9 protein-coding genes and 1 pseudogene are annotated in these 9,924 nt (G+C 68.6%); 4 read left to right on the plus strand and 6 right to left on the minus strand.

The features are described 5' to 3' along the window. Positions 1–195 precede the first annotated feature (195 nt). The 5 genes from AB0I04_RS41575 to AB0I04_RS41595 all read right to left on the minus strand — a co-directional run bounded on the left by AB0I04_RS41575 (position 196) and on the right by AB0I04_RS41595 (position 5,081). The gene (locus tag AB0I04_RS41575; RefSeq protein ID WP_360897845.1) at positions 196–1,263 is read right to left on the minus strand and encodes a BPL-N domain-containing protein; all 1,068 of its coding nucleotides are present in this window, start codon (positions 1,261–1,263) and stop codon (positions 196–198) included. 170 nt (positions 1,264–1,433) lie between these two features. Then, positions 1,434–1,910 carry an AfsR/SARP family transcriptional regulator gene (locus AB0I04_RS41580; RefSeq protein ID WP_360897847.1) on the minus strand — a complete coding sequence of 159 codons (477 nt, stop codon included), beginning with the start codon at positions 1,908–1,910 and terminating at the stop codon, positions 1,434–1,436. Between the two features lie 211 nt (positions 1,911–2,121). Then, positions 2,122–3,573: an FAD-binding protein gene (locus tag AB0I04_RS41585; protein WP_360897849.1), complete on the minus strand. Its 1,452-nt coding sequence runs from the start codon at positions 3,571–3,573 to the stop codon at positions 2,122–2,124. 303 nt (positions 3,574–3,876) lie between these two features. After that, the gene (locus AB0I04_RS41590) at positions 3,877–4,347 is read right to left on the minus strand and encodes a hypothetical protein (RefSeq protein WP_360897869.1); all 471 of its coding nucleotides are present in this window, start codon (positions 4,345–4,347) and stop codon (positions 3,877–3,879) included. Positions 4,348–4,601: 254 nt separating this feature from the next. Further along, on the minus strand, positions 4,602–5,081 hold the full coding sequence (locus tag AB0I04_RS41595; protein ID WP_360897851.1) for a hypothetical protein: 480 nt from the start codon (positions 5,079–5,081) through the stop codon (positions 4,602–4,604). A gap of 187 nt (positions 5,082–5,268) precedes the next feature. Between AB0I04_RS41595 and AB0I04_RS41600 the strand changes: the two genes are divergently transcribed. Further along, positions 5,269–5,700 (plus strand): hypothetical protein, encoded by a 432-nt coding sequence (locus tag AB0I04_RS41600; RefSeq protein ID WP_360897853.1) that lies wholly within the window; start codon positions 5,269–5,271, stop codon positions 5,698–5,700. Positions 5,701–5,904: 204 nt separating this feature from the next. On the opposite strand, the gene AB0I04_RS41605 is transcribed toward AB0I04_RS41600, so the two are convergent. Further along, positions 5,905–6,879 carry a LysR family transcriptional regulator gene (locus AB0I04_RS41605; RefSeq protein WP_360897855.1) on the minus strand — a complete coding sequence of 325 codons (975 nt, stop codon included), beginning with the start codon at positions 6,877–6,879 and terminating at the stop codon, positions 5,905–5,907. 72 nt (positions 6,880–6,951) lie between these two features. Here AB0I04_RS41605 and AB0I04_RS41610 point away from each other — a divergent pair, with 72 nt between their 5' ends. The 3 genes and pseudogenes from AB0I04_RS41610 to AB0I04_RS41620 all read left to right on the plus strand — a co-directional run. Further along, entirely contained in the window at positions 6,952–8,607 is a 1,656-nt protein-coding gene (locus AB0I04_RS41610; RefSeq protein ID WP_360897857.1) for an MFS transporter, read from the plus strand. Then, positions 8,562–9,149: a nuclear transport factor 2 family protein gene (locus tag AB0I04_RS41615; protein WP_360897859.1), complete on the plus strand. Its 588-nt coding sequence runs from the start codon at positions 8,562–8,564 to the stop codon at positions 9,147–9,149. Before AB0I04_RS41610 ends, AB0I04_RS41615 begins: the two co-directional genes overlap by 46 nt. Before the next feature lie 205 nt (positions 9,150–9,354). Beyond that, positions 9,355–9,924: pseudogene (locus AB0I04_RS41620) on the plus strand (hypothetical protein); the annotation flags it as partial.

The raw sequence follows: 9,924 nt of genomic DNA on the forward strand, positions 1-9,924 counted from the left end.
CGAAAAAGCCCGTCCGGATTCAGTGTTCGATCCGGCGGGATGACAGGCGATATCAGGGTGACTCCGGGAACTATCCGGACTCGTTGAATGAAGCCGCTATATCTCCTGGGAGCGGTTTCTGCTTCATCTCATGACGATCTGAAAGGCGACTCCATCACATGTGGCGTACCGGGTTTTCCGTCGAAGTCGTGGACGTCAGGTCCGCATCAACGTGTCGACGAGGTCGTGTCCGGACGCGGGATCGATGCCGTCCGGATTGACCAGGCTGTTTTCCTCATACCAGTCGACCGTGGCTTCGGGATGCGGCCCGACCACGCCGATCCGGCCGCGTCCGTACGGCGCCACCAGCGCCGCGATCCGCCCGTTGGTGTATCGAGCCAGCACCATCACGTCGGACGCCCTCTTGCGTATCCAGAAGTAGGGGCCGTCCTGGAAGTAGAGCTGCCGCGGCTGATTCCGCCACCGCACCTCCACGACCGTGTCCTGATCCGTGCGTACGCTTGCGCCGCGACTCTCGATGAACCGGTCGGCGTCACCGGGCAGCAGGCCGAAGCCCGGGGTGGATCCGGCCAGGTAACCGCCGAGGCAGAAACCGAGGTAGCGGCCTCCGCCGGCGACATAGGCCCGAATGTCGGCAGAGTGGGGTCGCATGTGCCGGTAGCCGTCGTCCAGGTCTCCGCCGCCCGGCTGGGCGTACAACGCGGCCCCGCGCAGCGTGGCGGCCGACAGCTTCGCCGACTCGCCCGGACCGACGTATCGGACGCGAAAATTCCATCCGGTGCTGCGGATCAATGCCGCGACCGCTTCCGGGCATCCCGGTATCGCCGCAGGCCCGCGATAGACCAGGGCTACTGGGTGCTCGCCCGGACTCGTCGCGTACGTGGGCGAGCCGCGTCGCTTCGTTCCGGTGGCGGTCGTGAAGCGGCGGGGACCGTCCTGCCGCTGGGAATTCTGCGAACATGCCGCCAGTCCGTAACCGGCGGCCAGCACACCGCCGGTGACGGCCAATCCGCCGTGCAGCGCGCGGCGTCGAGAGAATTCGCTCGACGCGCGGCGTTGATCGTCCATCATGCCCCCGTGTGATCGCGCGACGCCACCGAGCTCGAGATTCCAGTACGTAGTCGTCACGTCCGGTGCCCAAGCCGGCCGTTTAGACTTACTGGATGACTGAAAGTGAGCGCAAATCGAAGTGTACAGTGGAATGTCGGCATCGCCAGTAAATGACGATAAAACATCGTCGGCGGCGAACTCGGTAAACGGCAATTAACCATTCGCAATGTCGTCGTCCCCGGGACGTATGGCCCAGGCGTCATCCGATGCTCGGCTGCGACGCCGGAGTGATGCGCCCGGAGAGCCTCCGGGGTGCCGGGCGGCGCACTCCACCATGCCGATAAGGCTTGCACAGTTGTAAGACTGTACAACAGACGGCTCAGTCAGCGCACCTGTTGGCGGAGGTACGACGGGCTTCTGACGGTCTGCAGCGCGTCGGCTCGACCCACGAAGTCGGGTACATCGAGCGGCAGTTGGCGCACCGGCATCGCCATAACCGGTTCGGTCGCCGCCGTGCCAGGACTTTCCGGTCGTGTGTCCGAGGGACCGCTCACCGGGACAGGGACCGCCAGGGCGGGATCGGCGGCCAGGATGCGCAGATGCATCGCCTGGATCGGCGGGGTGGGGTCGACGCCGAGTTCGCCTGCCAGTGTCCGGCGCAGCCGCTCGTACACCTGCAGCGCCTCGCCTTGTCGCCGGCACCGGTAGAGGGCGACCATCAAGTGTTCTGCGACTTGCTCGTCGTAGGGGTGCTCGCGTAACAGGGCGGTCAGCTCCTCGATGACCTCACGATGACGCCCCAGGTCGAGTTCGATGCTCAGGCGCAGTTTGTGGCATCCGAGTAACCACCGAGCAGCCACGTGCGTGGGGAGCACACCTGCCGGACGTCGATCGGCATCCAGGTGTCGGGACCACCTCCGCGTGCGCGGGGAGCAGACGTAGAAGCGGCTCCCGCCGCGCTGGATGGTGGGACCACCCCCGTGTGCGCGGGGAGCACCTCCCGGGCACGCCGCCGCGCCCTTCGCCTGGCGGCGAAACTCGGCGCGGGTGATCCGGCTGTGGACTTCACGGTCACGGAGGGAAGACGCCCTGGCCCGGAGTGAGGATTCCGTCGGGGTCGTAGCGTTCACGGGCCGCCTTGAAGGCGGCCCATGCGGGGCCGTAGTGGGTGCGCCACTCCTCATGCGTGGTGGGTATGGAGCCGACCGGGTACTGGTAACCCCCGATGGCTTGGGCGCGCAGGTAGAGGGAACGGTTGGCCTCCACCATGTCCTGCGGGTTCTCGGCTCCGGGTGAGGCGGTTCTGAGCAGCGTGAAGAGGAAGACCGTCTCCTCGTCGGGCAGGCGCAGCAAGGGCAGGTGCAGGCGGGCGCGGGGGAAGGGATAGAGCAGGACCACGCCGCTGGCGCCGACCTCGGTCTCGGTCAGGTCCTTGATGGCGGCCTCCACGAAGGCGTCGGTGCGGCTCGCGGGCAGGAACATGTTCCACCAGGGGTGCGGACGGTACCACTCGCCTGTGGACTTCAGATAGGCGATGCCTGTGGCGAGCCGGTTGAGGAAGTCGAAGTAGGACATGTCCTGGATCTGCCGGTCGCCGGGCTGGTCGCGCAGACCGTCGAGAAGCCTGGCGTCGTCGGGCGGGGTCGTGCCGTTGAAGAAGGCGACCGCTTCAAGCTGGTAGCTCCAGTCGGCGGAGCCGGTCGGCAGCCCGAGCTCTCCCTCCACGTAGGCGAAGCGGCCGTCGTTGACCACGCGCCGCTGGTCGGCGGTCAGCACGGCGACGCTCGGGTAGGAGAGCAGGTAGTGGCGGACCGTCGCGGGGGCGGGCAGCAGGCGCAGGGTGGCCTTGGTGATGATGCCGCACTGTCCTCTTCCGGCCAGCGCCGCGCGGAAGAGGTCGGGGCGCAGCTGTGCGGAACACTTCCTCAGGCTGGCCTCCCCCGTGACGACCTCCAGCTCCACGACGCTGTCCACCTGGGCTCCGTGGTGGTGGGTCTGGCCGCCGAGACCGCCCACCGCAAGCGTGCCGCCGACCGAGAGCTCCAGGTAGTCGGTGAAGACCGGAGGGGTCAGGTTCTGGGCCAGGGTCGCCTGCGCCAAGCTGCTCCAGAGCGCGCCCGCCTCCACGACGGCCGTGTCCTCCCGCACCTCAACCGCGTTGAGCGGGGTCATGTCGATGATCAGACCGCCCGCGACCTGGCCCTGACCGAAGGTGGCGTGTCCCTGGCCGCGCGCGGCCACCTGCAGGCTGTGCGTCCGGCAGTACTTCATCATCAGCATGATGTCCGACACGGCGCCGGGCTCCAGCACGGCCCCGGGGGCCCGATGGACCAGGTGCCCGAAGTCGTCGGCCGCCTGGCCGCGCGAGGCGGGATCGGTCACCACCTTGCCCTTCAGCGGCGGCAGGTCGACCATCCCCTGAGACTGGGCGGCGTCGGTGACCCACGTGCGCGTGGACGGGTCGAAGCCGACCACCGCCGCCCCCGCCGTGAGTAACGCCTGTCTCCACGGATGCCACGTCATACCCGATCCTTTCGCAGCGCGGTCACGTCGCGTCGATAATCGCCGACGGCACCCGGCGCCGCTACCCGCACGAAACCGGATGACAGCCACAAAAGGGTTACTACGGCGCTTCGGGCCTCGACAGGCGAGCCGTGGGGCAAGCGAGCATCATCGGGGCAGGATGGGCCGATGAGTTTCGCGTGGGTTCTACTTCCGCCGGTTGCTCCGGTGGTTGGCTGGCGGACCTCAACACGGCTGGCCCGCGACCACCCTCGCCCGCCGACGCGTCAACGTCCTGTGGGCCCTGCTCCGCGACGGTCGCACCTACCAACCGGCACCGCCCCTCACCCTCGCCGCTTGACAAACCCGATTAAGAGTCGGAGGCGGCCGTGGCGATGAAGTGGAAGTCTCGGGGGCGGCTCTGCCGTCGTCGGCGCCAGTGCTGATGACGGCGTGGGTGGCGGTGACCTCGGAGACGTGGGCGTTGGCACGCGGCTTATATCGGCCGGAGATGGTGGCTACGACGATGGGCCGTTCGGGGAACGCGGTGTCGAAGGTGATGGCGAAGGTGTTGGTGCCGGTGGCGGGCGGGGACACTGTGAAGCCGCTGCCTGCGACCCGGCGGCCCTGCTTGCTGACGCTGCCACGCACGACGGTGGGACCCCGCCCGCCGGGCTGAAGGTACAAGATGTAGCCGCCCTCGCTGCCCAGGAAGAGCCGCGTCGATCCCTCTAGCCCGGTGAGTTGGATTTTCGTGCTCTTGTCGTCCTCCTGAATGTCGCTCGCGTTGGGCAAGGGATAGAAGCGGATGTAGATGGGGTAGGCGTGGACGTCCTTGCGTCTTTAGTGGATATGGAAAGCACGCGCCCCCTGTTGCGCCGGGCCCGGGCACGGTAACGGCTCGCGGGTGTTGGACGAGCTCGCGCGTCGCTGGGGGTGGTTGCGCGAGTTCGAGCACGGCCTCGTCGGTCGACATGCGACGAAGCGGGTCCACTGGCAACTGCCCTGCCGGTGGGCCCGCTTGTCTGTCAGTCGTCAGCCGACGGTGCTCACTTCACCGAGACGAAGACGGTGTTCGACGGGGCCGCCCAGGCCTTGCCGTGGTTGTAGGCGACGGCACGGAACTGGTAGCCGGCGCCCTTGTGGGCCAGCTTCTGGGAGATCTGGTAGGTGGCGGTGCCCTTGCCGTGCTCGGCGGGCGTGGTGACGCACTTCAGGGTCTCCCAGCCGGGCCCTTTGGGGAGGGCCCGCTCCAGGCACACCTTCAGGCCGGTCGCCTGCCCGGCGGTGGTGCTCGCGCCGACGGTGAAGGTGTCGAAACGGCCGCTGTGGACGGCGGCGTGCTTGGCGGCGAGGCGAAGGGTGTGGCGCGGCTTGGCCTTGTTCTCGCCGAGGGTGGTGGTGTGCCCGGCGGTGACGGTGTGGGGCTTGGCGGTCGGGGTGGCGCCGGTCTCGGTGGCTACGGCGGCGACGATGACTCCTGTGGCTACGGTTCCAGCGGCCGCAGCCAGTGCGATCTTGCGAATCATGTGGTGTCTGTTCCTTTCCATGACGGCCATCCCCGGCAAAGTGGTTCCGATCATGGGACGCGCGCCAGAGCGTGAAAGTTTTTCCGGTGACTCCAGTGGCGTTTGTGAACTGCGTCCTGCGTTTCCTGAACCGATGGCGGCCCGGTCGCGTATGCCCCGGTGACGATGTCTTCACAGGAGGTTCTTGATGAAGCTGAGTTTCAAGCGCGTCGGTGCGGTCACCGGCGCCGTGGCTGCTTCTGCGGGCGCCCTGCTCGTCGCGGGCAGCGGGCTGAACCCCGCCGCCGCGTCGACGATCCCGACGGGTGAACTGCAGATCTGCGCGCAAGGCGACTATTCGGCGTTCATCCAGCCCGTCGCGAGCGCGACCTCGCGGGAGAACCAGACGGCGGCCACGCCGGCTCGGCAGAGCCTCGCCAATGAAATCGTGTCTCCGGGGCACTGCTTTGTGCTGCCGTTCGACACGTATGGCCAGTGGGCGCGAGTTGAGGTGACCGGGGTACGTCCGGACGGCTCGCAGTTCTCTCTCGGCAGCCAGTGGTACAACAGTTCGGTGTCCGGCCTGGGCATCGGCGCGGAGGGCTCATGGTCGACGGGCCCGTTCGTGTGGACGTGGTAGCCGGCTCGCGTCCGCAATCGCCGGCCGTCGTCGGCCGGTAGAAGTCGGTCTCCTCCGGGGGAAACCCCGGAGGATCTGTCGGCCCGCCCCGTGGACGCACGGCGATGCACGGTGAGACGCGCGCCCCTGTCTGTCATCCATCGGCCACTGGGTCCCTTTATGGGCCTAGGGTTGCCCGCTGTTGATGGTTCATCGGCAGTCAGATCACGCCCCGCTTGATCCGGGCGGACGCCTGGCCGGAGGCATCCTCGCGTCGTCGCCCACGAGGTGTTCCAGTGCGGCGACGACCTGGCCGCGCAGCCACTGGGACGGGCGGTCGCTGTCCAGCCGGCGGTGCCAGCGCTGATCGACGGTGACCCTCGGCAGGTCGAGCGGGACCTCGTGCCAGCGCACCGGGACGCCGCGGTCGACGAGGTGTCGGGCCATCACGCGAGGGATCAGCACGATGACGTCGTCCTCGAGCGCCAGCAGGGACGCGGCGGCGTACGTGGGGACGACGGCGACGACCCGTCGCGTGCGGCCGAGCGTCTCCAGCGTGTCGTCGAGGGGGCCGCGCGCTCTCCCCTTGCGGGACACCGAGATGTGCGGGTAGCGACACAGCTGCGCGACGGTGAGCCGCCGGGCCCGTCCCAGCGTGGACTGCGCGGACACCACGGCGACGAAGTGGTCGGCGAACAACGTCTGCGTGTACACGTCGGGGGCGGGCGGATCGGCGACGGCGATGTCCAGATCGACGGACCCGTCGCGCAGGGCGTCAGGGTCCTTCGTGTTCTGCGCGACCAGCCGCAGGCTGACACCGGGGGCCTCGGCCGTGATGCGGCCGATGAGCCTCGGGACCAGCACCGGTGCGAGCCCGTCGTTGATGCGTACCGCGAACGAGCGTCGCCACGTCCGCGGCTCGCTGCCGGTCGCGTCGGTGACCAGCTCCGCGGCGCCCTCGAGCAGCGCCCGGACCCGGGGAGCAGAGCGGAGTGCGAACGGGGTCGGCACCAGCCCACGCCCGGCCCGGACGAGGATCGGGTCGTTCATGGCCCGGCGCAGACGAGTCAACGCCCGGCTGGTCGCCGGGGGAGACAGATGTAGCTGTTCGGCCGCCGCCGTCACACTGCCGGCGTCCATCAGCGCGTCGAACACCCGGAGCAGGTTGAGGTCCAGGTTCTCCGGCACGGTGACCCCCACCCCATCGATTGCGTTTCGTGCACTGTATCCGTACCAAGCATGCAGTGGACGTCATGTGTCCAGGTCGGTTGAGTGGAGGACGTGATCAGCAACAACGTCCAGCCTCCCGGCACCATGGCGACGGCCCGGACCGGGGGCGTCCTGCTGTGCATGAGTGCCTGCACCGTCCTGGTCATCGGGTTCGTCGCCTCCATCAATCTCGCGGTTCCGCAACTCGCCGCCGGCGGCCTGCACCCGACCTCCGCGCAGCTGTCGTGGATCGTCGATGCCTACGTGGTGTTCTTCGCGTGTCTGGTGATTCCGGCCGGCGCAGCCGGTGACCGCTACGGCCGCAAAGGCGTGCTGCTCTGCGGCCTGATCGTGTTCGCCCTCGGCGCCGTCGTGTCGGCCACCGCCCCGGAGGTCCCGGTGATGCTGCTCGGCCGTGCCGTCACCGGCCTCGGCGCAGCGTGCGTCCTCCCCAACAGCCTCGCCGTACTGATCCACGCCACGCCTGCACCGCGGCGCCCGCACGCGATCGCCGTCTGGGCCGCGATGTCCGGCATCGGCGGCGTGGTGGGCAACCTCGGCGGTGGCGCGCTCCTCGCCCTCGGCTCATGGCGGGTGCTGTTCGCCGCCGTGGCCCCGATCGCCCTCTCCTGCGCCGGATGGGTCGCTCTCGCCACGCCTCGCACCGACCGTCATTCCCGCGACCTCGGCCCGCTCGCCGCCACCCTGCTGACGATGGCCACTCTCGCCCTGCTCGTCGGCATCATCCAAGGTCCGGACCAGGGCTGGAGCAGCGCCACGGTCATCACCGGATTCACCGCCGCGGCGGTCCTGTCCGGCCTCTGGGCCGTCGTCGAACTGCGCGCCCGCCACCCGCTGCTCGATCCGCGGCTGCTGCGGATCCCCGAACTGCGGGCGGCGTGCCTGGGCATGCTGGTCATGTTCTTCGGCGCGTACGGCCTGTTCTTTCTCAACGCGTCGTTGCTGCAGTACGGACACGGATTCTCCGTGCTGCAAGCCGGCTTGGGCATCGTCCCGTTGACGATCCCACTGCTGGTCGGCAGCAGATTCGTGCCCGCCCTGGTGACCCGCATCGGCGTCCTCGGCACCCTGGCAGCCGCCTTCCTCCTCACCAGCGCGGCACTGTTCGGACTCGCCGACACCGCCACCGATCCGTACCTGTCCTACGCCTGCTGGCTCGTGCTGTTCGGTGTCGGAGTGATGCTCGCGGTGCCCTGCCTGACCGCCGAGATCACCGCTGCGCTGCCGCGTGAACAAGCCGGCGTCGGCGCCGGGCTGCAGTCCACGACGCGGGAGATGGGCAGCGCGCTCGGCGTGGCCGTCGTCGGCACCTTGCTCACCGCACGCTTCATCGCCGGCCTTCCGCACGCCGTGCGCGCGGCGGGCCACGTACCGCACACCGTCGCCGACGCGCTGGCCGTCACCGCCCCGCACTACCACCACGCGGTCATCGACTCGTTCACCGCGGGCAGTGCCGCCGCGCTGCGGATCATGAGTCTGATCGTGCTCGCCGCCGGAGCGGTGGTCATCGCGCAGCTTCTGTGGTCCCGCGGCCGCAGGCACATCACGCCGACCGAGTCAGCACAACCAGCCGGCCCTGCCCGGACGGCGTCGGACCCCTCGGGGCCGGCCGTCGACGCAGTCGTAGAACAACCGAGCCAGAGGAGCCACCCGTGCCTTCGCACAACGACGTTCACCGCACCGACGACCGATCGGTGATCTCCGCGCTCATGACCGGCTTCATCCACCGTGATCTGGGGGAGTGGGATCGGCTACGCGAGCTCTTCCATCCGGACGCCACCGTCAACATCATGTGGTTCAACGGCCTGGCGTCGGAGTTCGTCGACGCATCCTCACGGATGGGTGCGACGGACGTGTCGAGCAAGCACGTGATCGCGAATCCACACCTCGACTTCTGCGGCGACCGCGCCGTGAGCGAGACGAACGCGATCGCCGTCACCGAGAACACCGCGCTCGGCTACGTGTGCACCACACATATCCGCTTCCTGGATCGCGTCGAGCTACGCGAGGGACGCTGGCGCATCCTAGGGCGCCGCAGCTCCTATGACATGAGCTACTTCAACGTGGTGCCGGCCGACGTCGACTCGGCTTATGGCCGTGATCACCCGCACGAGTACGCCGCCCTCGCGCAGCTGCTCTCGCTCTCCGGGTTCCCGATCAAGGGGAGGTATCCGACCCGCGGCAGCGAGGCCGAGCGGCGGATCAAGGCGGACGACGAGTCGTGGCTGACGGGCAGCTGATGACCCGCCAGGCGCGGCGGCTCGGTGGGGCGGCAAGCCGGCGGCAAGCACGTACCAAGACCGCCGACCGACCATGGCGATGATGTCAGTGGTCGTGTCAGGAAATGGACGATGGAAGGGGAAACGAATCTTGTCTGCTGAAACGCAGGTAAGAAACGAGCCGCCCGGTGGTGGTGCGGGCGGTGAGCCTTCGCCGGTTAGGGCGATGGCGAAGCGGCCGGTCCTTGCGGTCGTGGCGGTCGGTGGTGTGGCCTTGTTGGCCGGTGTGGTCCTGTTGACCGGGGTCGGGAGCGGGTCGCATCGCGAGGCGGTGAGCCGGGCCGTGTCGGTGTCCGGTGGTGGGCGGTCGTCGATGAGCGTCGAGTCGGTGTCGTCCTCCGGCGACCAAAAGCACATGTACCTCGGTCCCGGTCTGCAACTGGCCGGGCCGGAGTCGCCGGATGGGGCCGGGCCAGGGGCCGTGGTGGTACTGGCCCCGCACCACTTCTCCTTCGGAGGGTATGGGGACCGGTATCCGGGTGAGGTGAAGACGGACAGCGCTGCCCTGTCCATGGACCAGGCGGGCATCCTGTCGCTCGTCGGTGAACGCGGCCCGATGTGGAGCACCGAAACGCGCGCCCCGGGGGGCCGCACTGTGTTCCAGCGCGACGGCAACCTGGTGGTCTACGACCGTGACGACCAGCCGGTCTGGGCGTCCGGAACCGACGGTCACCCCGGGGCGAGGCTGGTACTCCAGTCCGACAAGAACCTGGTGATCTATGACGGGGACGACAAT

This window comes from Actinoallomurus sp. NPDC050550 (genome assembly GCF_040655075.1).
Lineage (GTDB): Bacteria > Actinomycetota > Actinomycetes > Streptosporangiales > Streptosporangiaceae > Actinoallomurus.